Raw genomic sequence first — 24,941 nt, 5'->3', positions numbered from 1 at the left:
GTGATCGGAGTGGTCAGGGCATCCGGATGAGCTGACCGGCGTAGGCCAGTCCCGCCCCGAAGCCCAGCAGCATCACGCGGTCGCCGGGGGTGGTCTGACCGCTCTCGTACAGACGGCTGAGCGCCAGCGGCACCGACGCGGCTGAGGTGTTGCCGGTGTCGATGATGTCCTTGGCGACCTTCTCGTCCGGGATCTGGAGGATCTCGGCCAACTGGTCGACGATGCGGAGGTTCGCCTGGTGCGGCACGAACCAGTCGATGTCCGAGAGCTCGACACCGGCCAGGGCGCACACCTTGCGGGCCACCCTCGGCACGTTCTTGGTCGACCACCGGTAGACCAGGGGGCCGTCCATCTTGGCGAACTCGCGGCCGTTGGCGTCCCACTTGGTGCCGAGGATGTCGGACCGCGCGCCGTCGCTGCCCCACACTGTCGGGCTGATGCCGTCGACCTCCGCGGGGGAGACCACCGCGGCACCCGCACCGTCACCGAAGATGACGTACGTCGCCGGGTCCTCCGGGTCGATGAACCTGCTCAGTTGTTCCGCTCCGACGACCAGCACGTTGCGGGCGCTGCCCATCCGGATCTCGTTGGCCGCGATGCCGATCGAGTAGGCGAAGCCGGCGCAGGCGGCGTTCAGGTCGAACGCGCCGGTGGCGGTGATGCCGATACGGCTGGCCACCTCGGGCGCCCCGCCCGGGATGCGGTCCTTCTTCGTCGCCGAGGCGAGGATGACCAGGTCCACGTCGGCCGGGTCGACGTTCGCCATGGCCAACGCCTTCCCGCCGGCCTCGGCGGCCATCATTGTCACGGATTCCTCCGGCCCGGACCGGTAGCGCGACCGGATGCCGGTCCGCTCCTCGATCCACTCCGGAGTCACCCCGGCTTCCTCGGCGATCTCCTCGTTGGTGATCAGCCTGCTCGGCCGGTACGCCCCCAGCCCGGTGATTGCCGCACCTGTCATCTGTGCCATCGCCTCCTCCGCACCACGCCTGGTCGGCGTCCTGGTGGCACCGTCCGGAGGCAGTGTTCGGCGGGGCTCTCATAACTTCTCTACATCGCGCCCGGTATGGAAAAGAGATAGCCCGGCACCGGACCGTTCGGGGGACGTGTGTCGCCGCGGGCGGGCACGCCCATTCCGAGGGAGCGCGCATGGAGGAGTTCCGAACAAAGGTCGCGGTCGTCACCGGAGCCGGTTCGGGCATCGGCCGGGCACTGGCGGTCGAACTGGCCGCCCAGGGCGCCCGGTTGGCCCTCTCCGACGCGGCGGAGGAGGGCCTGGCGCAGACCGCGGCGAGCTGCGCCGAGCGGGGAGCCGAGGTCCGCACCTACCGGTTGGACGTCACCGACCGGCTGGCGGTGCAGGCCCACGCCAAGGAGGTACGCGCCGACTTCGGCGGCGCCGACCTGGTGATCAACAATGCCGGGGTGACTCTGCTGGCCTCGATCACCGAGGCCGAGTGGGACGACATGCGGTGGGTGCTGGACGTCGACTTCTGGGGCGTGGTGCACGGCACCCGGGCTTTTCTGCCGCTACTCGTCGCCTCGCAGGGCCACCTGGTGAACATCTCCAGCATGTACGGGTTGACCGCGGCACCTGCGCAGAGCGCGTACAACGCGGCCAAGTTCGCCGTCCGGGGTTTCACCGAGGCGGTGTTGCAGGAGATGCGGGTCGGCGACGTGCCGGTGAAGGTCAGCTGCGTCTACCCGGGCAAGGTGCGGACCGACATCTTCAGCAACGCCCGGGCCGCGAAGGGGCTCGGCTACGGCGGGATCCGGGAGCGCTTCGCCCGCGAGGCGACGACCTCGGCCGAGCAGGCCGCACGGCTCATCCTGCGCGGGGTCCGGCGCAACCGGGTGAAGATCATCGTCGGGGCGGACGCGCGACGGGTCGACCTGCTCACCCGGTTGCTCGGCACGGCCTATCCCCGGATCACGGCGCGTCGGGCCCGGACGCAGGCGAGCCAGGTCCGCCTGGAGGCCATGCGGACCCGGCTCGCGGCGCAGCGGGTCAGAACGTCAGACCACCGTCAACTGTGACGACCTGCCCGGTCAGGTAGGAGGCCCGCTCCGACAGCAGGAACGTCACCACCGGGGCGATCTCCTCCGCCTGGCCCAGCCGGCCGAGGGCGGTCCGCTGCTGGACGCCCACGGCCAGGCCGGCCGGCAGGTCGTTCAGCATGTCGGTCTCGATGAAGCCCGGGGCCACGGCGTTGACCCGGATCCCGTACGAGCCGACCTCCTTCGACAGCGCCTTCGTGAAGCCGATGATGCCGGCCTTCGAGGCCGAGTAGTTGGTCTGGCCCGGGCTGCCGGTGATGCCGGCCACCGAGGACACCGTGACGATGGCGCCACCACGACGCCGCATCATCCGGCGGATCGCCGCCCGGCACACGTTGTGGACACCCCCGAGGTTGACGTCGATCACCGACTGCCAGTCCTCGTCGGCCATCATCGCCAACGGCCGGTCACGGATGATCCCGGCGACGGTCACCAGTGCCGCGATCTCGCCCAGGTCCTGCTCCGCCCCCGTGACGAAGTCGCGCACCTGCGCGGCATCGGCGACGTCCACCTGCCGGGCCAGCACCCGGGCACCGGTCTCCAGCGCCTCTGCGGCCACCTTCTCGGCGGCCTCCCGGTTGCTCTGATAACAGAAGGCCACGTCGTACCCGTCTGCGGCGAGCTGCCGGACCACGGCCCGACCGATCCCTCGGGATCCGCCACTGACGAGGGCGACCGGTCGTCGAATGTCACTCATGTCGACTCCTTGACGTCGGGGACCCCGGCCGGGACGGCGGGGCGAAGCGCAGCGGCCGGGCGTACCGCGCCGACCAGACGACCGACCTGCATGACCACCTCGGTACCGACCACGCTCTCGCCCCGCACGAAACCCGTGTCGGCGATCAGCCGGATCAGCTCGACCCGGTGCTCGACCGTCTCACCGGGCAGCACCGGCCGGCCGAAGCGGATCCCCTCGAATGCACCCGCGATCGGCACTCCGTCGGTCAGTACGGTGGGCATCGGCCGGTCGTGCCTGATCAGCACCAATGCCGCCTGGCCCCACGACTCCAACAGCAGCACGGTCGGCAGCGGCCGGGTCCCGGTCACCGTGTAACTGCCCACCAGCCGACTTCGGGGTACCAGTTCGCTGACTCCGTCGACCAGGAGCATCGGTGGTCGGTGCGGGATGAGCCGTCGAATGTCGTCGCGGTCGAGCATCAAGGGTTTCCTTCCTGATAGCGCAACACCACCTCGGCGGCCGGTACACCGGACACGGCGACCGTGCCCCGGCGTAGCCCGCCGTCGCGCCGGATGGTGATGACCAGCTCGTCGTCGAGATCGATCGTTCGGAGGAACCGGCAGGACACCAGCTCGGCGAGGATCTCCGACGGCATCGCCGCGAGGACGGCGCGGTGCACGTACTCGACGATGTAGACACCGGGCAGCAGGGGGAAGCCGGGATAGTGCCCGGCGAAGACCGGGTCGTCCCGGTCGGGCCGAACTCGGCCGACGATCTCGTCCCCGCTGGCGTGGTCGAGGTCGATCCGCGCGTTGGTCGCGCACTCGGGCGGGATCAGGATGGTCACTCACTGACCGTGCTGGCACCGGCTATATCTTCTCCATACGCCGGGAGCACGCGGAGGCGCAGGCGCGGCTACACCGGCAACGCTGATCGGGCGGTCACCACGCGGTGGTCCACCGGGTCGGCCTTCTCCCGCGCGAAGACCCGCACCAGGTCGTGGAAGCGGTGTCGCTGCCGCCGCCCGCCGTCCGAGCCCGCGATTTCCAGCAGCCGGGCGTCGACCAGGCTCTCGGCCACCTCCTCCCCCACCCGGGGCGTCACGCCGAGCACCCGGGCGGCGGCGCCGATCGGGAAGTCGGCAGTGTTCAGCAGTGCCAGCCGGCGCAGCGCGACCTGGCTCTCGACCTCCAGTTCCTGGTAGCTGCCCTCGATGCGGGCCCGCACGTCCAGCGTCCCCAGCCGTAGTTCGTTGAGACGGAACCGTTCGTCGGCCAGCCGCTGCGCGAGGTAGCCCAGCGACCAGTGCGGCCGAGCGATGAGTCGCGCCGCAGCCACCCGGATGCCGATCGAGAGCCGCCCACACAGCTGCACGATCCGGTGTGCGGCACCGGGCTCGGCGGCCACCCGCGGCGAGCCGACGATCGTGGCGAACAGCTCCAGCGCCTGCGCCGGGTCGAGGATGCCCACTTCGACGCGGGTGACACCGGGCAACTCGGAGAGGCGGCCACGACAGGTCAGGATCACCCGACAGGACGGGTCACCGGGCAACAGCGGGCGGACCTGCGGATAGCTGGCGGAGTTGTCGAGTACCACCAGGACCCGCCGGCCGGCCAACTGGCTGCGGTAGAGGCACTCGCGTTCGTCGAGGCGCCTCGGGATGGCCTCCTCGGCATTGCCGAGGCTCCGGAGGAACCAGCCCAGCACGTCGCCCGGGTCGATGGCGTTGCCCCGGGTGCCGCCGAGGTCGGCGTAGAGCTGCCCGTCCGGGAAGTCGCTGCTGCACAGGTGCGCGGCCCGCAGCGCCAGCGCCGACTTGCCGACGCCGGCCATCCCGGTCAGCAGCGTCCGTTGCGGAGCGGACGGCGACGTCTCGGCGAGCAGCCCGGCCAGCGCCCGCAGCTCCTGCTTCCGGCCGCAGAAGTCCTGCGCCCCGGGCGGCAGCATCGCCGGTCGGACGTCGCGCCAGCCCGGTCCGGGCCGCAGTGCGACAGCGGCGTCGGGCGTCCCGGGGCCGGCCAGCACCGTCTGGTACGCCTCGGCGAGGGCCAGGCCCGGATCGGCACCCAACTCGTCGGCGAGGACCCGCCGGCCCTGGTGGTAGACGGCCAGCGCGTCGGCCTGGCGGTCACATCGCAGCAGCGCCGTGATCAGATGGCTGCGCAGCAACTCGTGCAGCGGCTGCGCGGCGACCAGATCGCTCAGTTCCACCACCAGGTCGGCCTGTCGGCCCAGCATCAGGTCGGCCGTGATGCGATCCTCCAGGGCCGCCATCCGCACCTCGGCCATCCGGGGCGACTCCGCCTCGATGAGGTGGTCGGTGACGTTGCTGAGCGTCGCTCCGCTCCACAGCGCGAGCGCCTCGTGCAGGTGCCGCGCGGCCTCCTCGTGCCGGCCGGAGCGCAGTGCGTCCCGACCCAGCCCGGCCAGCCGTTCGAACTCCTCGATGTCGAGTCGGCTGTCGCGCATCCGCAGCAGGTACCCGGACCACTGCCGGACGATCTCCACGTCGTCGCCGAGATACTTCCGCAGCCGGGAGACGTAGTTGTAGAGCTGGGCGGCGAATGTCGCCGGCGGCTTCTCGTCCCACAGCAGCTGGCAGAGACGCGTGTCGGAGACTGTTCGCCCTCGGGCGAGCAACAGGACGGCCAGGACGGTGCGCTGCTTGGCGCCGTCCAGCGGGACCTCGCCGCCGTCGCGCCAGGCGCTCACCGGCCCCAGTACGCGAAACTCCACAGTCGCTCCGATCGGGTCAGCCCAACGAACAGTCGGAGAGTCGACCACCGCCGCGCATCGACACATCTGTGCCCGCCACCCAAGTTCCGTCGTCCGCACCCACGTGTTGTCGCCACACCACCGACACCGGCCTCCGGTCCCCACCCTCCGGGCGGTCATCACCGACTGTCGTCCGGACCGCACCGGACAGTGCGCAAACTGCGGCGACCAGCCGGACCGACAAGAATTTGGGTGGATCCCACGCATGAGATACCCGTCGTCGCTTGGCACCCTCAACTCGATGAACACCACGGACGTCGACGGCCCACCCAGCCTCGCTCCGGCCGAGTCGCCCCGACTCCGCCGCGGCTGGTGGATGCGGGGCCTGGCGCTGCACGAGCGGGTGACCGCCGGCGGCGGCACCGACCCGGTAGACAGCGAGCGGTTCGGGCACGCACGGTCGCGGCTGGATCTGTGGCGGGCCGACCGTGGGCCGGAGCTGGACGTCCGGCTGGGCGAGCTGGGCGTCGACGAGGACCGGTTGCTCACCTTCCTCGCCGAGGACGACGAGCACCTCGCCGCGCGAGTCGACCCACCGCCCTGGGCGGTCCTGATCGAGTCCGCGGTGCACGCCGCCGCACCGCCTCCGCCGGTGCCGGTCCCAGCGGACTGGAGGGCGGCGTTCGCCCTGCCGTTGCGCCCGTTGGTCGACGAGGCGAGGGCTCGCTTCCGCCGGGGCTCCGGCCCGGTGACCGACGCCCAGGTCGACCTGGGCGCGCTGGACGCCGCGTTGGGGGCCGCCCTGGAACGGCGTCTGGCCGCGCTGGCCGCCCGTACCTTCGTCGAGGAGCTGCACCGCCGCAGGATCGCCGGCCTCCTCCAGGGTGCCGACAGTCGCGCCCGATTCATCGGCTTCGTCCGCCAGCTTGCCACCCCGGCAGGGCTGGCTGCGCTGTTCACCGATCTTCCGGTCCTGGCCAGGCTGCTTGGGCAGGCCACCGCGCACGCCACCGACGCGATGCTGGAGCTGCTCGCCCGGTACACCGCCGACCGGGACTGCCTGGTCGACAACCTCCTGGGCGGCGTGGACCCCGGCCCACTGGTGGCCGTCGACGACAGGCGGGGTGACCCACACCGGGCCGGCCGGACCACCACCGTGGTCCAGTTCGCCGACGGCCGGCGGTTGGTCTACAAGCCCCGGGATCTCACCTACGACGACCGGTTGGCGGCCTTCGTCGGCTGGATGAACCGGATGGTGCCCACCGTCGGCATGCGGACGGCCGCCTGCCTGGTCCGCCCGGAGTACGGCTGGACCGAGTTCGTGACCGCGGCACCGCTGGCCGACCCGGACGGCGCGGACCGCTTCTATCGACGACAGGGTGCACTGCTGGCGCTCGCCCACGCCCTCAACACCACCGATCTGCACTACGAGAACGTGATCGCCAGCGGCGAGGACCCCGTCGCCATCGACGCCGAGACGTTGTTCAGCCCCAGTTGGCGGCCCGCAACCCAGAGCGGCGATCCAGCCGCCGACCTGCTCGCCGCCTCGGTGCACCGAACCGCGTTGCTGCCGCTGATCGTCGTCGGTGAGCAGGGCATCATGGACCTGTCCGGCGCCGGCGGCGACGAGGGCCGGCAGAGCCCGGTCAGTCAGATCGACTGGGCTGACCCGGGCACAGACCAGATGCGCCTGGTACGTCGCGCGTCCACCTTCGACGGCGCCTCGAACCGGCCCCGGCTCGGCGACCGGGTGATCGATCCGGAGGACCACGAGGCGGCGATGCTGGCGGGTTTCCGGCTCGGCTACGAAGCAATCGAGGCCCATCGCGAGGACTTCGCCCAGCTGGTCAAGGCGTCGTCGGCCATGACGGTGCGACTCGTCGTGCGGCCCACCTGGGCCTACCGGACGCTGCTCGACGAGGCCACCCATCCGAGCCTGCTGCGCGACGGTCTGGACCGGGATCGCTTCCTCGGGCGGCTCTGCGGCCGGACCACACTGCCCGGCGACCCAATGTTCGCCCGCCACGAGATCGCGGCCCTGTGGCGCGGTGACGTGCCGTACTTCCACGCCCGGGCCGACAGCCCCCAGCTGGCAGCCGACGGGGAGCCGACCGCGGTGCCGCTGTACCGCAGCGGCGTCGACGCGGCACTGGACCGGATCGCCGGGCTCGGCGAGGCCGACCGGCAGGACCAGGAGTGGGTCATCATGGCCAGCCTGGCCACCCGCCGGCCGGTCGGCGCGCATGGCGACACGGCGCCAATGGAGGGCGCGTCGCACGGAATCGCCGCCCCACCCGAACGGCTGGTCTCGGCAGCCTGTGCGATCGCCGACCAGATCGTCGCCCGTGGCGCACCGGGCCGGGACCGCGTGAACTGGCTCGGCCTGGAGCTCGTCGACAACCGGCAGTGGCTGCTGCTCCCGATGGGGGCCGGCCTGGCCAACGGGTACCTCGGCGTGGCGCTCTTCCTCGGCCAGCTCGCTCACATCAGCGGCGTGGCCCGCTACGGCGACGTGGCCCGGCGGGCGGTCGCCGCGACGCCGGGGCTACTGCGCCTGCTCTCGGATCGACCCGAGCTGGTCAGGGCGATCGGCTGTGGCGGGCTCCACGGCCTCGGCGGACTGGCCTACGGGCTGGCTCGGCTGGCCGTGCTGCTCGACGACCCGGAGATCGGTCGGTGGGTCGACACGGCTGTCGAACTCGCCGAGGTCGCGGTCGCCGGCTCCACCACCGACGACTGGGCCACCGGCAGGGCCGGCTGCCTGGCCGCGATGACATCGATCCACGCCGAGCTGGGTCTCGATCGGGCGGCGGCGCTGGCCCGGACCTGCGCCGACCAGCTGGCCGGTACGACCGTGTCCGATCACCCCGCCAGTCCAGCTGGCTTCGCCGATGGCACCGCCGGCATCGCGTACGCCCTGCAACGGTTCGTCGACGTCGGCGGCGGCTCACCGCAGCATGCGGACGCGGCAGACAAAGCCCTGCGGCACGCCCGGCAGACCCCGACCAGCTCGTCCGGGTGGTGTGCCGGCACCGCCGGCCTGGCACTCGCCCTCGCCGGTCGACACGACGCGGACACCTCGCCCACAGACCTGGACGCGCTGGCTCACCTCGTCCGGCGCTTGGCCGATCGGCCGCTGTCCCGCGACCTGAGTATCTGCCACGGCGAGTCCGGTATCGGTGAGGCGCTGACCGTGCTGGCCGCGGGGCCGGCTGGCCCTGCGGCCGCCGCCGCGCTACGGCAGCGGACCACCCTGCTCCTCAACTCCCTGCAATGGCAGACGCGCTACTGCGGCACACCCGACGGAGTGCTCACACCGGGACTGCTGACCGGCCTCGCCGGCATCGGCTACGGACTGCTGCGCTCCGCCCTGGCCGCACGGATTCCGTCCGCGTTGCTCCTGGAACCCACCCCACAGCCAACCGGACCCGACTGGCTGTCGCTCACCAACCCGTTCACCACGAGGAGAGAAGAACAATGATGTCTCAACAGCTCACCGCCGACGTCACCCACGTCGAGACCGCCCACGTCGAGACCGCCCACTTTGAGGACCCGAACCCCGCCGGGGAGCCAAAGGTCAGCCCGATGGTGGCCTTCGGCCTGCGTACTGCGGCCCTGGCCGGTCTGGCCATCCCGGTGGGCCTCCTGGTGGGACACCTGGTCGCTGGCGACGCCGGAACCGTCGACGCCGCCGCCCCGCTCACCACCTGCTGCCCCACCTTCGCTCTGTGACCCTGGGCGGAAACCACCCGGTCAGCGCGGCGATCAGTCCGGTCGGACGATAATCCCGCCAGGCTCGGTGCGCCTGCTGTCTGACCCTGGTCATCGATGAAGTGCCTCGCTATCGTTGCCGCCGTGCAACGATCACGCGTCCTGGTCGGCCGAGATGCGGAATTCGGTGTGCTGATCGGCATGATCGAGGCTGCCCGCGTCGGGCGCGGGGGCGCGGTCTTCATCGTCGGAGAGGCCGGCGTCGGCAAGTCGCGGCTCGCCGCGGCGGCCGCCGAGTCCGCCTACACCGCCGAAATGAGTCTGCTGCGGGGGCGGGCCAGCGCACTCGGCACCGGAGTGCCGCTGCGCCCGCTCACCGAGGCGGTTCTCTCCCTGCTCCGATCGTCCACTGTGGACATCGCGGCGCTCGGCCCGTACGGGCCGATCCTCGGCCGGTTGGTGCCCGACTGGGGCACCCCTCTCGCCGACCAGGAGACCGCTTCGGTGGTGATCCTGGCCGAGGCGGTGCTCCGGCTGACCGGTCTCGCCGGCCAGGACCGCGGGTGCCTGATGGTCCTGGACGATCTCCAGGACGCCGACGCCGAGACGCTCATGGTGGTCGAATACCTGATCGACAACCTCGACCAGCAGCCCACCCTGCTGGTCGGCGTCCTCCGGGCGGACGACTCCCCCGCGCTGGAGGTCGCTCGGGCAGCAGCCCGCCGCGGCCGGTGCACCGTGATCGAGTTGGGCGGTCTCGGGCCCGAGGACCTGCGCGCCATGGCCGGGGCCTGCCTCGGCGTGGCGGCGGATGAGCTGCCCACGGCCGCGGCCGAGCTGCTCTGGGGCGGCAGCGGCGGCAACCCGTTCCTCATCGAGGAGATCCTCGCGGCGATGGTGGAGAACGGATTGCTCCGGCACGGTCCACAGGGGTGGCTCGTCACTCCAGAGGCGCCCACCACGCTGCCCACCGCCTTCGCCAGAAGCATGGCGCACCGGATCGAGAAGCTGAGCCCGCAGGCCCGGGAGCTGCTGTCCTGCGGCGCCCTGATCGGGCAACGCTTCTCGGTGGCCGTGGTGCAGTCGGCGACAGGGCTCAGCGACCGCGACCTGTTCAACCATCTGCACGGCGACATCGTCGCCCAGCTGGTGGCACCGGACGACCAGTTGACCGACTGGTACACCTTCCGGCACCGCGTCACCCGCGAGTCGCTGCTCGCCCTGGTCGAGCCGGCCAACCGACGGACGTTGGCCCACACCGTCGCCGAGGCCGTCGCGAAGGTCCACCCGGAGTTGCCCGGTGAGTGGTGCCAGATCTCCGCCACCCTGCGCGTCGAGACCGGCGACGCCCTGTTGGCCGGTCGGCTCTTCGCCGAAGCCGGCCGGAGGGCCCTCGCGCAGGGTGCCGCCACCTCGGCCGTCGCCCTCCTCGACAGGGCCTGGGAGCTCCAGGCCGACGGGCCGGCCGAGGCCCGCGCCGACACCCTGGAGACACTCCTGCAGTCACTCGGCGAGGCTGGCCTGGTCCGGCGGGCACTGGAGCTGGTCAACAGTCCGGACCAGGTGGCCGGTCTCCCCGCTCGACGGCAGGCCAGGCTGCACACCCGGCTGGCCTGGACCGCGGTGTTGGCCGGGGAGCTGACCGACGCGCTGGCCCAGGTGGAGATTGCCCGTGAGCTGCTCGGCCCGGACCCCGCGGCGGAGGACGAAGCCCCGATCGACGTCGTCGCCGCACACCTGGCCCTGGACACGCCAGGGCGGGACCAGATGGAGGTCGCCGAGACCCTGGCCCGCCGGGCCGCCACGGTCGGCGCCGCCGTGCCGCTGCCGGTGGTGGCCTGTCAGGCCTGGCAGTTGCTCGGTGCGCTCGTCCGGCATCGCGACCCGGCCGAGGCTACCCGCTGCCTGGAGCAGGCACGGTCCATCGCCGCCGAGCACGGCCTGCCGATCTGGGAGGTCCACGCGCTGATCCGGCTCGGCAACGACGACGCGTTGCTACACGGCACACTGGACCGGCTGGAACAAGCCCGGGAACGAGCGCTGCGAGCCGGGGCGGTGACTGCCCGCCAGCAGGCCGAGGCGAGCATCGCGCTGCACCTGATCATGCGCGGCGAGTACCCGGCCGCACAGAACCTGATCGACCAGGTCCTCACCGCGACGACCCGCCTGAAGCTGATGGAGACCACCCAGTACGTGCTGCTGCTCAGCGCGGTGCTCGCCGCCCACCAGGGCCGGCGGGTGGAGATGCAGGACGCGCTCGCCGAGTTCCGGCGCTGGGGCGGTGACGAGAGCCTGCACACGCAGCGGGTCCACGGGCTGGCCGGCACGTTCTGCGCGCTGCTGGAAGAGAACCGCCCGCGGGCGCTGGACGAGCTGTCCCTGGCGGTACGGGCGGAGGAGACAAACCCGACCGTGTTCCACCTGGGTGGACGGCTCGGCCTCCAGTTGCTGTTGCGGGCGATGGCCGGCGAGGTCAGCTTTTCGGCGTACGAGGCGATCGTCGGCACACCGGCGAGCCAGCTCCGGTGGGACCGACAGTTCGCTCTCTTCGCCCGGGCGGTCCTGCTTGGCCGCGCGGGTCAGCACGACGCCGCGACCGCCACCCTGGCCGAGGCCCTGGAGGTCGGCGCGCTGTACGCGATGGGGCGACACCTCGCCCTGCGGCTGGTCGCCGAGTCGGCGCTCGCCGATGGCTGGGGCACCCCCGTCGAGTGGCTGCGTGCCGCCGAAAACTACTTCCACCAGGCGAAGGTCGCGCCGGTCGCCGGGGCGTGTCGCACGCTGCTGCGCCAAGCTGGCGCGCGGGTCACCCAACGTCGGCGCGGTGCCGCAGAGATCCCACCCGAGCTGCGGGCGGCGGGCGTGACGGTACGGGAGTGGGAGGTGCTGCAGCTGCTCACCGGCCGGCTGAGCAATCGCGAAATCGCCGAGCGACTACACCTGTCACCGCGCACGGTGGAGCGGCACGTCTCCAGCCTCATCACCAAGACCGGCGGGCCAAACCGGATCGCATTGAGCGATATCGCGACCGATTTCGACACTGGCTGACCACTCCCTGAGCTTCCTGGCGCTGGCCACGTCGGCAGCCGTTGACGCCGATGCTGGTCATTCGAGCGGCATCCTGGCAGACAGCTCGTAGTGTCTGCTGCCGGCCTGACGGACCAGCCTCACTTCAGGTGCGGGCGAAGAACCGGTTCCCATCGTCTCCTTGAACGACGAACCTGGTTGCCGACCCGGTAGATGGGGAGTTTCCGGGGGGCGGTTCAAAACCCCATAGACAAACTTAAACCCTGACCAGCATTTCCGCTGGTCAGGGATTTTTGTCTGTCGGGACGGCCGGACTCGAACCGACGACCCCTTGGCCCCCCAGGCAACCATCAACGGGCCGTGACCTGCCGTCACATCGAGGTTGAATTGCCGCAACGGTCCTTCGGCGTCCGTAGGCGTTCATGATTGCCTGCACCGATCGTCACCCAGTTAGTCACCCGCCAACGGACAGCACTGTGCCTAGCCGGCCAACCGTGGATCGGCCAGCAGCACGACACGGTCGGCGTCGACATCAAAGCCGAGCACCGGATGCTGGTAGTCACCCTCGGAAGCCATCAAGACCGGCTTGTCCAGCCTGCGCCCGATCAATGCAAAGAACCCGCACAGCATGTCCAGCCGCTGCTGACCTTGCAGCTCCCGCAGGTCGATGTCGAAGTCGATCTCGACCGCCGAGTATGGCCAGAAGTTAATCAGAACACCAGGAGCCAGCCACACGCGCAAGATCGGCAGCATGGAACGGCGGCGGAGAGCGCTCTTTCGTGATTTGAGTGTGAGCAAAACATCAACTCTCGTCAATTAGATGTCGTCGCGGCAGCGATTGGGAAACCTTCCAGACCTGCCACAACGCCTTCCGGCGCTGCCCGTTGCGTATGGATCGCGGTTCAGCTCCGGCCCTGCGGATGATCGAGCACCCGGGATGGCCAGGCGCTGCCCCTGGCTATGAGACGTAAGGGCCTCGGGAGGCACCGAACAGGGAGGTTGATACTGGGCGCCATGGCCGAACTGGCACTGCCGATCCGTACCGAAAGACTGGTCCTGCGCGCGTATCGCCCCGACGACGCGGAGGCCCTGCTCGCGTATTACAGCGATCCGCTCGTCGCTCGGTACATCCCGTGGGAGCCGTGGTCGCGGGAGTTCGCCGACAAGGTGGTTACCCGGCGGCTCGTCAGCACCGCGATCACCGGCCCGGAAGCCCGCTTCGCGGTCGTGGCGGAGCATGCGGGCAAGGTCGTCGGCGACGTGATCCTCTGGCCGGCCGACGACACGCTCTCGCGCGGCGAGTTGGGATGGGCCTTCCACCCGGCAGTCGCCGGTCATGGGTTCGCCACCGAGGCGGTCCGCGCGGTCATCGGTGTGGCGTTCGCGCACTACGGCATGCACCGCGTCATCGCCCGCGTCGACGGGCGCAACAAGGCATCGGCGCGGCTCTGCGAGCGGGTGGGCATGATCCGGGAGGCACATCTGCGCCGCGACGAGTGGGCGAAGGGCGAATGGACCGACACCCTGATTTATGGACTGCTCAAGGAGGAATGGCCGGCTTCCACGGAGCAAGCCTGATCACAAGGCCCGAAAATCTACGGTTGCGGCTGGCCGGTGACAGCATCGGCGCGAACGACCACAGAGGTGGTTCGCCCCGTCGCCGGCTTCGACCCCACACGGGAGCGAGTTCCTTCCAGGCGGTGCCGATCCCGTCCCGCCACGCTGCGCACCGACAGCGGGCGCAGCACGCATGAGCGGCCGGTGAGTGGCAGCACGCTCAGGCCGCCGGCTTCGGGGTAGAGCACGGTCTGGATGCTCGGGTACTTCGCCAGCGTGCCAGTGCTGCCGGTCGGTGACCAGATAGTGACCGCGTACCAGCGGGCGGTCCACCGTCGGGGCGGGGGCGGCCTGCACGTGCGGCTTGAAGAAGCCTTGCGATGACACTGTGAATCTTTCGACCCGATGTGGGCCGATACTCTGCCCTTGAGTCGCCGGAAGATCACGAGCCCGGTCTGCGACAACGTGTTCGGCATTGCCGGCTACGTCGCGACGATGCTGATGCCGATCATGCGTGCGCCGGTTTCGGTACGCGGGCGGTGCGTGCTGCCCGGAGCAAACACCACGTAACTGCCCGGGCCCAGACGGTGGCCTCGATCGATGAACTCACCCGACACCACGTAGTAGCGTTCCTCGCCCTCGTGCACGTCCACCTCTGGCCACTCCGTTCCCGGGGCGAAGTCGTACATCCAGCCACGGGCCCGCTCGGTCGCCGGCAGGCGCCGCCGGATGATGCCGGGCACGACCTCGACGGGTTCCACCTCGTCGACCTGCAAGATCTGTACATCATCGGACGCATTAGTCATGCAGCCATGATCGTCGTGTCCGGGTCGCACCGGCCAGTGTCTGCAATGACGTTGACAGGTACATTCCTGCCATGATCATTCATCGGGTGGTCGCCCTGGTTCTGCCGCCGCAGTCCACCTTCGAACTGGCCTGCGTCGCCGAGGTGTTCGGCGTGCGGCGCCCCGGTCTACCAGTCAATTACCGGTTCGACGTGTGTGCCGAGCAGCCGGGCATCGTGCCCACCATGGCTGGCTACGACATGGCGGTCACCAGCGGGCTGCACGCGCTCGAGACCGCGGACACTGTGGTGCTTCCGGGTTGGCAACGCCGCGAGCAGCCCGCGCCGGCCGCCGTGATCGATGCGCTGCGGCGCGCTCACCGGCGCGGTGCCCGCATCGTCGCCATCTGCTCCGGCGCTTTCCTGCTCGCCCACGCCGGCCTGCTCGATCAGCGCAGGGCGACCACTCACTGGCGGATGGCCACCGAGTTCGCCGCCCGATTTCCAGACGTGCATGTCGAAGCCGACAGGCTGTACATCGACCTCGGCGACGTCGCGACAAGCGCGGGTACCGCGGCCGGCATCGACCTGTGCCTGCACCTGGTCCGCAATGACCACGGCGCCGCTCACGCCGACCAGATCGCCCGGCACATGGTCATGCCGCCACATCGCGAGGGCGGGCAGCTGCAGTACGCGGCAGCACCCCTGACCGCGCACACTCCGATGTCCCTGGGCCCAGTGCTCGACTGGGCCACGAAGAGACTGCAGGATCCGCTGACCGTCAACGACCTCGCCACACAGGCCAGATTGTCCCCGCGTACGTTCGCCCGCAGATTCACCGCGCAACTGGGTACCAGCCCAGGACAGTGGCTGCTCCAGCAACGAATCACGGCCGCACAAGCGCTGTTGGAGGAGACCGATCTGCCGGTCGAGACGATCGCGACCAGAGTCGGCCTGTCCACGGCCACCAACCTGCGCCGCCGTTTCCGCACCACGCTGAAAACCACACCAGCCGCCTACCGCCGCTCCTTCGGCCGCGCCGGGAGCACCTAGACCGCACGCCACCACATGGCCCAAGCTTCCCGTTCGGCACGTGGAGAGCGGGGGGCCCTCGCGCCCGTGGTCCCGGTCCGGCACCACGATTTCGCCAGGCCCTGGCGTCTCAGACCGCCTCGCCATCCGAAGCGGCGTGCCTACGGCGGTCGTAGTGGCGCGCCACTCGCACCCGGTTTCCGCAGGAGTTGCCGCACCATTCGCGGTTGGGCCGATCACGGAGGAACAGCAGTACGCATCCGGGTGCCGCACACGTACCCAGGTGGCCGGCGGCGACGAGGGCGACAGCGTCGGCGGCAACCTCGGCGATGGCACCGGTCATGACCGGTGCTCCGTGTCGCGTCGTCAGTCGTGGCTCCGTATCGGCAAAGGCGAGCTCCTGCCAGCGCGGTGCCATTCGGGCGGCGGCGTTCAGGCTCTCGACGTCCGCCGCGGCGGGAGTCTGGCTGGCCGAGACGGCACCAGCGATGGCACGGATGGCAGTTCGGATGCCTCGGGCGGCAGCCAGCTCGGCGGAACCTACGGTGCTCAGCGCCTCGTCGTCGACCGGCACGGCGCACAGGAAGCGGACGCGGCCAAGCCAAGCGGCGAGATCCGCAGGCGTCTGAAGCTCGTCACAGACCGCGCCCCGACGAGCGCGGACGGTATTGGCGAGCTCGATCGCAAGATGCACGAACTAATGATACCTGCCGCCTGTGGCCATTAGTTCACCATGTTAACTTCTAACGGCCACCAGGGGAGCAACCATTAGGAGGGCTGCGAATGACCGATCAGAGCATCACCACGGGCCACGTCGGGTTGAACGTCACGGACCTTGACCGCTCGCTCGACTTCTACAGGCAGGCGCTCGACATCGAGGTCATCGGCCGCTCAGATGTCGACGGTCGGCGCTACGGCTTCCTCGGCCGCGACGACCTGCTCATGATCACACTCTGGCAGCAGAGTGGCGCGCCGTTCGCGGCTGACCGCGCCGGCCTGCATCACCTCTCGTTCCAGGTCGCCGACGTCCCGGCCCTGAACGAGGTCGAGCGCCGGCTGCGCGGGCTGGGTGCCGACATCCGCGACGACAACGGTGTGCCGGGTGAGCTGGCCGCCGCCGGGCAGCTGTTCTGCTACGACCCTGACGGCATCCGCCTTGAGGTGTACGCCGTCCAGCGTCCGCCCCGGCCGGCGACCGCCACCGGCGACGGCCCGCCGTGCGGCTTCTTCTAGGGGGTTTGGTATGAGAAGTCATCCAGGCGAGGTGTACGTCCAACGCAGGTCCGGATACACACGCGAAGGGCTCGGCTCGGCCAGCATCGGCGTGCGCCTTCCGGAGATCGCGCGCCAGTTCCTCGTCCGCCAGCGCATGGTGGTGATCGGCGGACACGACACGGCCGGGGCGTTATGGGCGAGCCCGTTGTATGGACCACCCGGCTTCCTGCGTGCCAGCGGCGAGCGCGGTGTGATCGCGGACGCCGCGCCCGCCGCAGGCGACCCACTGGAAGCGGCGTTCGCCGCCCCAGCTCCTCTCGGTGCGCTCGCCATCGAGCCGGCCACCCGCCACCGCATGCGCATCAACGGCACAGGTCACATCCAAGGGGGTCGGCTGATCATCACGGCCGACCAGATCTTTGCGAACTGCCCGAGGCACATCACCCGCCGGGAAGCCCACGGCGACGTCACCACAGGTACCTTTGCGGCCCCCAGCGACCGGCTCTCCGACGAGCAACTGCGCGTCGTGGCCGGTGCCGACACCTTTTTCATAGCCACCAGCGCCGACGGCCAAGGAGCGGATGTCTCGCACCGCGGCGGCAGCCCCGGGTTTGTCGTCGGCCGCAGCGCCACGACGGTGTCCTGGCCGGAATACCGCGGCAACGCCATGTACATGACCCTCGGCAATATCCAGGTACAACCGCGTTGCGGCCTGCTGTTCATCGACTGGACCGGCTCCCGACCTGCCCTACAGGTGACGGGCAGTGCCTCCATTGACTGGGACCCCGGCCGGCTGGCAGATCACCCGGGCGCCGAGCGCATGGTCGATGTCGTCATCGACAGTGTCGTCGAGACGCCGGGACACGCGCTGATGTGGCGCTCGCTATGAGTTGGCCCGCAAACCTTCCATGCCCGACCGGGATGCCGTGCCGATCGGCGACCCGGGCGGGATCTTCAGAACATCGAGAAAAGCCTCTACCGCGGGGGTTCGACCCAGGTGGCTCCAGACGAGGTACTCGACACGGGCCGGCGCATCGGCCACCTCAACGGTGCTCACGCCGCTGAGCCGTGGCACGTAGGCAGAGGGGAGCATGGCGACGCCCAGACCCGCGGCGACGAGCTCAGCCATCAGGTCGGCGGCGGTCACCTCGAACGCGACGTCGCGGACAAGGTTGGCGGCAGCGAACGCATGATCGGTCTGGGCCCGCCCCGCGCTCCCGGCCGGAAAGTCGACGAAAACCTCGGCAGCGAGCCGGTGGAGGTCGACTGCCGGTTCGCGCGTTAGCGGATGATCGGGGGCGATCACGGCGACGAGCCGGTCCCGGGCGAGTTCGTGAACGTCAACGCCCTTCGGCGGAACCCCTCCCGGCAGTCCCACGAACGCGATGTCGATGACGCCCTGCGTGATGTGCTCCACGAGTTCGTCACTCCCGCCGACACGCAGTCTGACGCGCACGTGTGGGTACCGCTCCCGGAACGCGCGGAGCGTGGCCGGAATGTCGACGGCCGCGACCGTGGGGATCAGACCCACGGTCACTCGTCCCCGCACCTCCCCCACCGCCGCCGCGACCTCGGCGGCCGCGCGCTCGGCGGCGTCCAGACACTGGCGGGCGGCGGGGAGAAAAGCCATCCCCGCCGGGGTCAGCCGCACCCGGCGGCTGGTCCGCTCGAAGAGCCTCGCGCCGAGCTCCCGTTCCAGGCGCGCAATCTGGTGACTCAACGCGGACTGGACGACCAGGCACCGTTCGGCGGCCCGGGTGAAATTGCTCGTCTCGGCGACGGCGAGAACGTACCGCAACTGATGGAACTCCATTGATCCATCTTTCCTGTTGATCGATCGGATGACAAACATGTGTTGGAGTCATCGATAGGCACGTGATCAGACTTTCGACATGACAAGTTCCGGAGCGGAGATACTCCCCCGCGCAGCCGGCGGCGGCACGTTGCCCAGCAACCTGCCGCGCACTGCCCTGACCGCGCTCGCCCCGCTGGCCTGGGGCACCACCTACGTCGTCACCACCGAGCTTCTCCCGCCCAACCACCCGCTGTTCGCGGGACTCCTGCGCGCATTGCCCGCCGGTCTGGTGGCGCTGGCGGTGACCCGCACGCTGCCGAAAGGTGCGTGGTGGGGAAAAGCAGCCGCGCTCGGTGTACTGAACATCGGACTCTTCTTCCCGCTGCTCTTCGTCGCAGCCGAGCGGCTGCCGGGAGGCGTCGCGGCGACCCTCGGCGCGGTGCAGCCGCTCATCGTCGCCGTCATGGCCACGGCGGTCCTACAGGAGCGACTCTCCGTCTGGCGTGCCGTCTGGGGCGCGACCGGGGTGTTGGGGGTCGGCCTCGTGGTGATCGGGCCAGATGCCGCACTCGACCTGGTGGGGATCGTGGCCGGCCTCGTCGGCGCGGCCACGATGGCGCTCGGGGTGACGCTCACCAGGCGCTGGGGACGTCCCGCCGGGGTGAGCCCGATGGCCTTCGCCGGCTGGCAGCTCAGCGCGGGCGGTCTCTTCCTGACGCCCATCACCTTCCTCATCGAGGGGGCGCCACCAGTGATCGACCCGCCCGCCGTACTCGGCTACCTCTGGCTGGGCGTGGTGGGCGGTCTGGCCGCGTATGTCCTGTGGTTCCGCGGCGTCACCACGCTGCCCGTGACCGCCGTCGCCGTTCTCGGTCTCCTCTCGCCCCTGGTCGCCGCGCTGCTCGGCGCCGTCCTGCTCGATCAGACGCTCGGCCCAATCCAGCTTTGCGGGCTCGGGCTCTCGCTCGCCGCAATCGTCGCGGGACAGCTTCCCACGCCAGCCGGCCCACGCCAGACGGGCGTGCAGGTTGGACCGGACGGGGCAGCTCGATGAAGATCGCCCCAGTCGGAGCCGCGAAAGCTCGTCGAGGGTGAGTTGCGGCTGACGGCTCGTCGCAGGCCCGTGCTGGCACCCGTCGCGTCCGGTGCGCGGGCGATGGCAATGCCTACGGCGGTGCCCAGCGAGCGTCACGCGTGGCTTCCGGTGCCCTTGCCCTGGATGTCGAGGAGTGCGAGGAATGCCTTCGCCGCGGGCGTGAGCTCGGCCCGGCTCCAAATGACGTGCTCGACGCGGGTCGGCGCGTCCGTGACCTGGATGGTGGTGACGCCGGTGAGCTGCGGCGCGTAGGCGGACGGAAGCATCGCCACGGCAAGCCCCTGCTCGACCAGCCGGGACGTGAGGTAGGCGTTGGTCACCTCGAAGGCGACGTCGCGACTGAGACCGGCGGCTGCGAATGCCTGATCGGACTGGATTCGCCCGGCAGTCCTGGCCGGCAGGTCGACGAACACTTCGGTGGAGAGCCGACGCAGGCTGACCGCTGACTCTGCGGCGAGGGGATGGTCCGGGGCGACCACGGCGACGAGCCGGTCGCGGGCGAGCTCCCGGGCGTTGACGCCGTCGGGGCGCGCGGTGGTGGGCAGGCCGAGGAAGGCCGCCTCGACGGTGCCCTGCTTGACCTGCTCGATGAGTTCTTCGCTGGCACCCGCGCGGAGGTTGATCCGGACGGAGGGGTACCGCTGACGAAAGTCTCGCAGGACGCCGGGAAGGTCGACTGCGGCGACGGTGGAGATCAGGCCGATCACGAGCCGTCCGCGTACCTCACCGACGACCCCCGCGACCTCGGCGGAAGCCCGCTCTGCGGCGTCCACGCACTGACGGGCGGCTGGCAGGAACGCGGCGCCGGCTTGGGTCAACCGGACACGTCGGCTGGTGCGCTCGAAGAGCTTCGCGCCCAGTTCCCGTTCCAGGCGCGCGATCTGGTGACTGAGCGCGGACTGCACCACCAGGCAGCGCTCGGCGGCCCGGGTGAAGCTGCTCGTCTCGGCGACCGCGATCACGTAGCGCATCTGCTGTAGCTCCACCGATCCATCTTCTTTCACGATCGATGAGGTGACAAGCATGTGTTGGACTCATTGATTCATTCGGGTGAGGCTTCGAGGAGAACCGACACGGCACAGCCGGCCGTCAGCGGAAGCCGGCCGATTTCACACGCGCCATCGCCGACCGCTGTCCCCTCCCGACAAGAAAGAAGACATGACCACAATCGATGAGCACCCGTACTCGACCCGGAGGTCATGGCTGGGTGTAGCCGTCATCACCGCCAGCCTGTTCACCTTCGTCACCACCGAACTGATGCCCGTCGGCCTGCTCACCCCGGTGAGCGCGAACCTGGATGTGTCCGCGGGCGTCGCCGGATTGATGGTCACCCTGTACGGCATCTCCGCCGGCCTCGGCGTGCCGTTCATCGTCGCGTGGACCAGGCGCATCAACCGGCGCATCCTGCTGTCGGTACTCCTGGCGATCCTGGCGTTGGGTAACCTGCTCACCGCCGCCGCACCGAACTTCGCCCTGGTCCTCACCACCCGGCTCGTCATGGGATTCGCCAATGGCGTCTTCTGGGCCATCGGTGTGAGCATGGCGATGCGCCTCGTACCCGGACGTCTCGCCCCCCGAGCCTCGGCGGTCGCGCTGTCCGGCATCTCGACCGCCGCCGTGGTGGGTATTCCACTCGGCACCTTCCTGGATAGCCTCACCAACTGGCGAGCCACATTCCTCATCTGGGCCGGCCTCAGCGCGCTGATGTTCCTCGCGGTCACCGTGGCGATTCCCTCGCTGCCCTCGCAGAACGCCGTCCCGGTCCGGGATGTCTTCCGACTCCCTTTCCAGTACCCGCAACTGCGCCTGGTGATGGTCGCCGTGACGCTGTACGTGCTCGGCCACTTCGGCGCGTACACCTACATCCGGCCCTTCGCGGAGGAACAGGCGTCGGCGTCGGCCGCCTTCATCACCGTGTTGCTCGTGATCTACGGTGTCGGCGGTACGGCCGGCAACTTCATCGCCGGCCACACGGTGACCAAGAATCTCTGGGTCAGCTTCGTCCTTGCCTGTGCAGGACTCGTGACGGCGATGTTGCTGCTGCTCACAATCGGGCACACACGGCCCGGACTGATCCTCGCCGTTGCCCTCTGGGGAGCGTCCTTCGGCGCCGCGAACCTGTGCCAGATCAACCTGATGCTCGGCGCCGCACCCGGGAAGTTCGAGGCAGCCATGTCCATCAACACCATGGGCTACAACACGTCCATCGCGCTGGGCGCGCTGTTTGGTGGATGGTTCGCCGACAGTCTTGGCGTCGACAGCGCCCTCTGGTTCGGTGTGGCGCTGACGGCCGCCGCGTTGCTCGTCACCGTCGCCATCCGTCGGACGACCAGTGCGACGGTCTCCGAGGACGAGTTGGCCACCACCGGGTGACATGTTGACCGGCAGAAGGGCCAGCCCGCCCTCACCAGCGGAGCTGCCGCCCGGAAGAGGGAAACCGGGCGGCAGCCGCGTGGTGTCAGTGCGATGCCACCACGCGTGCGTTCATCGTCACGGCCGCGACGATCGCGGCCACCAGGAAGACCGCTCCGCCGAGCAGCAGCCCGTCGACGTACCCGCTGGTAAGTGCGTCCGGGAGGGCGGTGCCCGAGGGCTGGGCAGCGGTCACTGCGGCGGCCACGCCGCTGAGCAGCGCAAGGCCGAGTGCGCCGCCGATCTGTTGACTGGTGTTGACCACGCCAGAGGCGATACCGGTGTCCTGCGGAGTCACCCCGTTGATCGCGACCACTGTGGTGGCCACGAAGGTAAGTCCCAATCCGAAGCCGGCGACCAGCTGAGCTGGCAGCAACGCGGTAAGGGCGCTCGACGTCGGGCCGAGCGCCCCGAACCAGCCCATGCCGATGGCCGCCAGCACCAGGCCGCCCACCGTCAGGGCGCGGGCCGTCAGCCGGGACAGCAACTGGGGACCGACGCCGCCAGCCGCCACCGCGATGCCGACGGTGAACGGCAGGTAGGCCAGGCCGGTCCGCATCGGGGGGTAGCCCTTGACCACCTGCATATAGAGAGTGAGGAAATAGAACAGGGCGAACATGCCGCCGCCTACCAGGAACATGGTGACGTACGCGCCGGTCCGTGCCCGGTCGCTGAGGATCCGGCCGGGCAGCATGGGCGCCGCTGCGGAGCGCTGGACGAGGACGAAAGCAATCAGCAGAACCGCGGCAGCGATCAGAAAGCCCAGGGTGACGGTGTCACGCCAGCCGTGCAGGGCCGCGTGGTTGATGGCGAACACCAGTGCGGCGAGCCCGGCGGTGGCGGTGGCGGCACCGGAGAGGTCCGCCCGACCACGCTCGCGCTCTCCCCGTGGCAGCACCGACGTGCCGAGCAGCACGAGCACGGCGATGGGCACGTTGACGAACAGGACCCACCGCCAGCTGACGTACTGGGTGAGGGCGCCGCCGAGCAGGAGGCCGACCACCGAGCCCAGGCCGCCCATCGCCCCGTAGACACCCAGCGCCTTGTTCCGTGCCGGCCCGGCGGGGAACGTCGTGGCCAGCAGCGACAGCGCGGTAGGCGCCGCGATGGCGGCGCCGACGCCCTGCAGCACCCGGGCGGCGATGAGGACGGTGCCGGACCAGGCGAAGCCACCCAGCAGTGAGGCGACGGTGAACAGGACCAGGCCGATCCGGAAGACCCGCCGTCGACCGAACAGGTCACCGGCTCGGCCACCGGCTAGCAGGAGACCGCCGAAGGCGAGCGCGTACGCGGTGATCACCCAGTTGAGGTCGGCGGTGGCCATCCCCAGTGCCCGCTGAATGCTCGGCAGGGCCACGTTCGTAATGGTGTTGTCCAGCACGAGCATGAGCTGGGCGGCCGCGATGACCAGCAGTGCGAGGCCGAGTCGTGGTGGTGGGCCCGTTTCCGGCGCCACCGCCAGCGAGGCCTTCGATTCTTCGTAGACAGGCATTGATTTTCTCCAGAGTCGGCGTTTGCGGATCAGCGAATGCGGGGGTTCCAGGGGCGGACGTCGAGGTACTCGGCCCGCCACTCGGTGGCGTACGCCCTCTTGATCTCCTCCGGCATGCGGCCGAGGATGGCGGCGACGGTCTCCGGCGACGCTCCCTGGAGCAGCCAGGGCAGGTAACGCGCGGAGTCCGCGCCGACGCGGTTCCGGTGGTCCTGACCGAACGCCGCCCACTGCCCCGGCGTGAGCACCGACTCGACGAGGCGCAGGCCCTCGTCCTCCTCGTGCCGCAGGTGCCCGGCGACGCTCAGATAAAGGGCGTCGACCACGTCGCCGAGGCGCTGCGGCCCGGACTCCCGGTCGGCGATGGCGGCGTCCACGGCGTCGAGCAGCGGATCGATCGCCGCGTGTTCCGCCTCCATGGCGTCGAGCAGTGCCCTGTCCGGCTGGTCGGCCAGCCGGGTCTTCATCGGGCCCCAGACCGCGACGTCCTCGGAGGTGTGGTGCACCCGCAGGAACGACTTGAACATCTCCCAGCCGACCGCCGCACGCAGGATCTGCCGTGGATCGTCGTCGGTGGTGGCGGAGACCCGGGCCAGCTGGGCCAGGTCTCGGCGCAGGGCGTCGTGCACCGCGAACATCATGGTCATGTCGAGGGTGTGGGTGGCCTCGCTCATGGTTCGTCACCTCACGATCAGTTAATTCATTGGTTGGCCAAACGTTAGGGCGCCCAACGGTATCAAACCGTAGGTGGCACCAACAGACTGGTAGGGTGGGTCCGTGGATCCATCCGTCCAGGACGAGACGCCGGCCCGACTCAGCGGACTCACCAGCTGGTTGATGACGCAGACCGCCGCTCACGCGGGGCGGCTGGTCGCGGACGGGTTCGCCCGGGCCGGCGCGCGGGGCTACCACTATCGGGTGCTGGCCTCGCTGGACGAGTTTGGTCCGGCCAGCCAGGCCGCGCTGGGGCGGCGAAGCGGCATCCACGTCAGCGACATCGTGGCGACGATCAATGAGCTGGCCCAGACCGGGCTGGTGGAGCGCACGCCTGACCATGCCGACCGACGGCGCAACGTCATCACCGTCACGCCGGCCGGCCGCCAGCGGCTGCGCTGGCTCGACGAGCAGGTCCTCGACATCCAGAACGATCTGCTGGCGCCATTGTCCGAAAACGAGCGCACGGAGCTGCGGCGGCTGCTCGGTCGATTACTGAGCCACCACCGGGCTGAAGCGAAGCAGGAGCCCTGAGCCCAACCCATCGGTCCAGGCTGGTCCCCGGACGGCGCGAGCGCACGCCGCGACCGCCGACGCCATCCGGAACGACAGTGGGCCGGTACTGCGATGCACGGACCAGTCGTACGGTTTCAC

22 protein-coding genes and 1 pseudogene are annotated in these 24,941 nt (G+C 69.9%); 11 read left to right on the top strand and 12 right to left on the bottom strand.

What is annotated here, in order from left to right; all coding sequences use genetic code 11:
• Positions 1 to 13 precede the first annotated feature (13 nt).
• Entirely contained in the window at positions 14 to 970 is a 957-nt protein-coding gene (locus DLJ58_RS11505) for a beta-ketoacyl-ACP synthase III (protein ID WP_124855640.1), read from the bottom strand.
• A 179-nt stretch (positions 971 to 1,149) separates the two neighbouring features.
• Between DLJ58_RS11505 and DLJ58_RS11500 the strand changes: the two genes are divergently transcribed.
• Entirely contained in the window at positions 1,150 to 2,037 is an 888-nt protein-coding gene (locus DLJ58_RS11500) for an SDR family NAD(P)-dependent oxidoreductase (protein ID WP_124855638.1), read from the top strand.
• On the opposite strand, the gene fabG is transcribed toward DLJ58_RS11500, so the two are convergent.
• The 4 genes from fabG to DLJ58_RS11480 form a co-directional block, all read right to left on the bottom strand.
• Positions 2,009 to 2,755, bottom strand: a complete 747-nt coding sequence (fabG, locus tag DLJ58_RS11495) for a 3-oxoacyl-ACP reductase FabG (RefSeq protein WP_124855636.1) — start codon at positions 2,753 to 2,755, stop codon at positions 2,009 to 2,011. The two genes, DLJ58_RS11500 and fabG, sit on opposite strands and share 29 nt — an antisense overlap.
• On the bottom strand, positions 2,752 to 3,216 hold the full coding sequence (locus tag DLJ58_RS11490; protein ID WP_124855634.1) for a 3-hydroxyacyl-ACP dehydratase FabZ family protein: 465 nt from the start codon (positions 3,214 to 3,216) through the stop codon (positions 2,752 to 2,754). The genes fabG and DLJ58_RS11490 overlap by 4 nt, the downstream gene beginning before the upstream one ends.
• A complete protein-coding gene (locus tag DLJ58_RS11485; RefSeq protein ID WP_124855632.1) occupies positions 3,216 to 3,584 on the bottom strand; it encodes an ApeI family dehydratase in 369 nt (122 codons plus the stop codon). Before DLJ58_RS11485 ends, DLJ58_RS11490 begins: the two co-directional genes overlap by 1 nt.
• 68 nt (positions 3,585 to 3,652) lie before the next feature.
• The gene (locus tag DLJ58_RS11480; RefSeq protein ID WP_158629571.1) at positions 3,653 to 5,473 is read right to left on the bottom strand and encodes an AfsR/SARP family transcriptional regulator; all 1,821 of its coding nucleotides are present in this window, start codon (positions 5,471 to 5,473) and stop codon (positions 3,653 to 3,655) included.
• Positions 5,474 to 5,753: 280 nt separating this feature from the next.
• Between DLJ58_RS11480 and DLJ58_RS11475 the strand changes: the two genes are divergently transcribed.
• From DLJ58_RS11475 to DLJ58_RS11465, 3 genes are all read left to right on the top strand, one after another.
• Positions 5,754 to 8,933, top strand: a complete 3,180-nt coding sequence (locus DLJ58_RS11475) for a type 2 lanthipeptide synthetase LanM family protein (protein WP_124855628.1) — start codon at positions 5,754 to 5,756, stop codon at positions 8,931 to 8,933.
• Positions 8,930 to 9,184 (top strand): hypothetical protein, encoded by a 255-nt coding sequence (locus DLJ58_RS11470; RefSeq protein ID WP_124855626.1) that lies wholly within the window; start codon positions 8,930 to 8,932, stop codon positions 9,182 to 9,184. The genes DLJ58_RS11475 and DLJ58_RS11470 overlap by 4 nt, the downstream gene beginning before the upstream one ends.
• 123 nt (positions 9,185 to 9,307) lie before the next feature.
• Positions 9,308 to 12,211: a LuxR family transcriptional regulator gene (locus DLJ58_RS11465; protein WP_244218893.1), complete on the top strand. Its 2,904-nt coding sequence runs from the start codon at positions 9,308 to 9,310 to the stop codon at positions 12,209 to 12,211.
• 459 nt (positions 12,212 to 12,670) lie between these two features.
• Here DLJ58_RS11465 and DLJ58_RS11460 read toward each other — a convergent pair.
• Positions 12,671 to 12,931 (bottom strand): annotated as a pseudogene (locus DLJ58_RS11460) (hypothetical protein); the annotation flags it as partial.
• A 273-nt stretch (positions 12,932 to 13,204) separates the two neighbouring features.
• Here DLJ58_RS11460 and DLJ58_RS11455 point away from each other — a divergent pair.
• Complete coding sequence (locus DLJ58_RS11455; protein WP_124855622.1) at positions 13,205 to 13,768, top strand: GNAT family N-acetyltransferase; 564 nt, start codon at positions 13,205 to 13,207, stop codon at positions 13,766 to 13,768.
• 461 nt (positions 13,769 to 14,229) lie between these two features.
• Here the strand turns inward: DLJ58_RS11455 and DLJ58_RS11445 are convergent, their stop codons facing one another.
• On the bottom strand, positions 14,230 to 14,553 hold the full coding sequence (locus DLJ58_RS11445; RefSeq protein WP_124855618.1) for a cupin domain-containing protein: 324 nt from the start codon (positions 14,551 to 14,553) through the stop codon (positions 14,230 to 14,232).
• Between the two features lie 71 nt (positions 14,554 to 14,624).
• On the opposite strand from DLJ58_RS11445, the gene DLJ58_RS11440 reads away from it, so the two are divergent.
• Positions 14,625 to 15,584, top strand: a complete 960-nt coding sequence (locus DLJ58_RS11440; protein ID WP_124855616.1) for a helix-turn-helix domain-containing protein — start codon at positions 14,625 to 14,627, stop codon at positions 15,582 to 15,584.
• 109 nt (positions 15,585 to 15,693) lie between these two features.
• Here DLJ58_RS11440 and DLJ58_RS11435 read toward each other — a convergent pair whose 3' ends face one another.
• Entirely contained in the window at positions 15,694 to 16,257 is a 564-nt protein-coding gene (locus tag DLJ58_RS11435) for a CGNR zinc finger domain-containing protein (RefSeq protein WP_124855614.1), read from the bottom strand.
• Positions 16,258 to 16,346: 89 nt separating this feature from the next.
• On the opposite strand from DLJ58_RS11435, the gene DLJ58_RS11430 reads away from it, so the two are divergent.
• Entirely contained in the window at positions 16,347 to 16,796 is a 450-nt protein-coding gene (locus tag DLJ58_RS11430) for a VOC family protein (RefSeq protein WP_124855612.1), read from the top strand.
• Positions 16,797 to 16,887: 91 nt separating this feature from the next.
• Positions 16,888 to 17,667 carry a pyridoxamine 5'-phosphate oxidase family protein gene (locus DLJ58_RS11425; protein ID WP_158629570.1) on the top strand — a complete coding sequence of 260 codons (780 nt, stop codon included), beginning with the start codon at positions 16,888 to 16,890 and terminating at the stop codon, positions 17,665 to 17,667.
• On the opposite strand, the gene DLJ58_RS11420 is transcribed toward DLJ58_RS11425, so the two are convergent.
• Positions 17,662 to 18,591 (bottom strand): LysR family transcriptional regulator, encoded by a 930-nt coding sequence (locus tag DLJ58_RS11420; protein WP_124855608.1) that lies wholly within the window; start codon positions 18,589 to 18,591, stop codon positions 17,662 to 17,664. The genes DLJ58_RS11425 and DLJ58_RS11420 overlap by 6 nt on opposite strands.
• A 79-nt stretch (positions 18,592 to 18,670) precedes the next feature.
• On the opposite strand from DLJ58_RS11420, the gene DLJ58_RS11415 reads away from it, so the two are divergent.
• The gene (locus DLJ58_RS11415; protein WP_124855606.1) at positions 18,671 to 19,627 is read left to right on the top strand and encodes an EamA family transporter; all 957 of its coding nucleotides are present in this window, start codon (positions 18,671 to 18,673) and stop codon (positions 19,625 to 19,627) included.
• A 134-nt stretch (positions 19,628 to 19,761) separates the two neighbouring features.
• On the opposite strand, the gene DLJ58_RS11410 is transcribed toward DLJ58_RS11415, so the two are convergent.
• Complete coding sequence (locus DLJ58_RS11410) at positions 19,762 to 20,655, bottom strand: LysR substrate-binding domain-containing protein (protein WP_208741026.1); 894 nt, start codon at positions 20,653 to 20,655, stop codon at positions 19,762 to 19,764.
• A 172-nt stretch (positions 20,656 to 20,827) separates the two neighbouring features.
• On the opposite strand from DLJ58_RS11410, the gene DLJ58_RS11405 reads away from it, so the two are divergent.
• Entirely contained in the window at positions 20,828 to 22,042 is a 1,215-nt protein-coding gene (locus tag DLJ58_RS11405) for an MFS transporter (protein WP_124855602.1), read from the top strand.
• An 85-nt stretch (positions 22,043 to 22,127) separates the two neighbouring features.
• Here the strand turns inward: DLJ58_RS11405 and DLJ58_RS11400 are convergent, their stop codons facing one another.
• Positions 22,128 to 23,573: an MFS transporter gene (locus DLJ58_RS11400; RefSeq protein WP_124855600.1), complete on the bottom strand. Its 1,446-nt coding sequence runs from the start codon at positions 23,571 to 23,573 to the stop codon at positions 22,128 to 22,130.
• A gap of 29 nt (positions 23,574 to 23,602) precedes the next feature.
• The gene (locus DLJ58_RS11395; RefSeq protein WP_124855598.1) at positions 23,603 to 24,247 is read right to left on the bottom strand and encodes a hemerythrin domain-containing protein; all 645 of its coding nucleotides are present in this window, start codon (positions 24,245 to 24,247) and stop codon (positions 23,603 to 23,605) included.
• 163 nt (positions 24,248 to 24,410) lie between these two features.
• Between DLJ58_RS11395 and DLJ58_RS11390 the strand changes: the two genes are divergently transcribed.
• Complete coding sequence (locus tag DLJ58_RS11390; protein ID WP_124855596.1) at positions 24,411 to 24,821, top strand: MarR family winged helix-turn-helix transcriptional regulator; 411 nt, start codon at positions 24,411 to 24,413, stop codon at positions 24,819 to 24,821.
• The last annotated feature ends 120 nt before the right edge of the window (positions 24,822 to 24,941 follow it).

This window comes from Micromonospora arida, assembly GCF_003857035.1.
GTDB lineage: Bacteria > Actinomycetota > Actinomycetes > Mycobacteriales > Micromonosporaceae > Micromonospora > Micromonospora arida.
The sequence above is the reverse complement of the archived record's forward strand: the minus strand, read 5'-3'. Positions and strand labels throughout refer to the sequence as shown.

Bases quoted from the DNA above. Each gene is read 5' to 3' on its own strand.
- DLJ58_RS11470 (WP_124855626.1), top strand. From the start codon at position 8,930: ATGATGTCTCAACAGCTCACCGCCGACGTCACCCACGTCGAGACCGCC.
- DLJ58_RS11430 (WP_124855612.1), top strand. From the start codon at position 16,347: ATGACCGATCAGAGCATCACCACGGGCCACGTCGGGTTGAACGTCACG.
- DLJ58_RS11395 (WP_124855598.1), bottom strand. From the start codon at position 24,247: ATGAGCGAGGCCACCCACACCCTCGACATGACCATGATGTTCGCGGTG.
- DLJ58_RS11490 (WP_124855634.1), bottom strand. From the start codon at position 3,216: ATGCTCGACCGCGACGACATTCGACGGCTCATCCCGCACCGACCACCG.
- DLJ58_RS11505 (WP_124855640.1), bottom strand. From the start codon at position 970: ATGGCACAGATGACAGGTGCGGCAATCACCGGGCTGGGGGCGTACCGG.
- DLJ58_RS11390 (WP_124855596.1), top strand. From the start codon at position 24,411: ATGACGCAGACCGCCGCTCACGCGGGGCGGCTGGTCGCGGACGGGTTC.
- DLJ58_RS11475 (WP_124855628.1), top strand. From the start codon at position 5,754: ATGAACACCACGGACGTCGACGGCCCACCCAGCCTCGCTCCGGCCGAG.
- DLJ58_RS11400 (WP_124855600.1), bottom strand. From the start codon at position 23,573: ATGCCTGTCTACGAAGAATCGAAGGCCTCGCTGGCGGTGGCGCCGGAA.
- DLJ58_RS11420 (WP_124855608.1), bottom strand. From the start codon at position 18,591: ATGGAGTTCCATCAGTTGCGGTACGTTCTCGCCGTCGCCGAGACGAGC.
- DLJ58_RS11455 (WP_124855622.1), top strand. From the start codon at position 13,205: ATGGCCGAACTGGCACTGCCGATCCGTACCGAAAGACTGGTCCTGCGC.
- DLJ58_RS11445 (WP_124855618.1), bottom strand. From the start codon at position 14,553: ATGACTAATGCGTCCGATGATGTACAGATCTTGCAGGTCGACGAGGTG.
- DLJ58_RS11500 (WP_124855638.1), top strand. From the start codon at position 1,150: ATGGAGGAGTTCCGAACAAAGGTCGCGGTCGTCACCGGAGCCGGTTCG.
- DLJ58_RS11415 (WP_124855606.1), top strand. From the start codon at position 18,671: ATGACAAGTTCCGGAGCGGAGATACTCCCCCGCGCAGCCGGCGGCGGC.
- DLJ58_RS11440 (WP_124855616.1), top strand. From the start codon at position 14,625: ATGATCATTCATCGGGTGGTCGCCCTGGTTCTGCCGCCGCAGTCCACC.
- DLJ58_RS11405 (WP_124855602.1), top strand. From the start codon at position 20,828: ATGACCACAATCGATGAGCACCCGTACTCGACCCGGAGGTCATGGCTG.
- fabG (WP_124855636.1), bottom strand. From the start codon at position 2,755: ATGAGTGACATTCGACGACCGGTCGCCCTCGTCAGTGGCGGATCCCGA.